The organism is Erwinia sp. 009765445 (assembly GCF_058137865.1).
This window is the reverse complement of record NZ_JBYUWC010000058.1, coordinates 1-740: the sequence shown is the minus strand read 5'-3', so window position 1 is coordinate 740 and position 740 is coordinate 1. Positions and strand designations below refer to the sequence as shown.

1 pseudogene is annotated in these 740 nt (G+C 57.4%); it reads left to right on the top strand.

Going from position 1 to position 740, the window contains the following annotated elements:
• Nucleotides 1-705 (top strand): annotated as a pseudogene (locus AC3Y5R_RS24170) (IS3-like element ISEc14 family transposase); the annotation flags it as partial.
• Nucleotides 706-740: the final 35 nt, after the last annotated feature.

The window sequence follows — 740 nt, the reverse complement described above, 5'->3', positions numbered from 1 at the left end:
ATTCGTGACTCATATTCACTGAGTGGGGGCGTGTATGGTTATCGCCGGGTTCATGGCGACCTGAACGAAGTAGGGGAAACCTGCGGCAAAAACCGGGTGGGCCGTATTATGCAGCTGAACAGGATCAAAGCGGTGCGCGGCTATAAAGCGCCGCGTCGTATTGCTGGCAGACCATCAGTGGTTGCCCCTAATCGCGTTCAACGGCAGTTTACTGTTGTCCGGGCCAATCAGGTATGGGTCACCGATATCACCTATATCCGCACCTGGCAGGGCTGGCTGTATCTGGCGGTGGTTATCGATCTCTTCGCCCGTAACGTTGTGGGCTGGTCCATGAAGCCCACGCTGTCACGCGAGCTTGCGCTGGATGCGCTGATGATGGCGGTCTGGCGGCGTAAACCGGACAGCGAGGTCATCGTGCACTCAGACCAGGGCAGCCAGTACGGCAGTGACGACTGGCAGCGCTTCTGTCGGGCCAATAACCTGGCCCCGAGCATGAGCCGGCGTGGCAACTGCTGGGATAATGCGGTGGCCGAGTCGTTCTTCAGTTCACTGAAAAAAGAACGGATCAGAAAACGGATCTATAAAACCCGGGATCTGGCACGGGCGGATATCTTCGATTACATTGAAGTGTTCTACAACCGGGCCCGGCGTCACAGTCATCTCGGCGGCGTCAGTCCGGAGGCCTTTGAACTGGCCTCGTCGTGAGGACAGGAAATGTCTACGGTTGTGGGGTCAGTCCA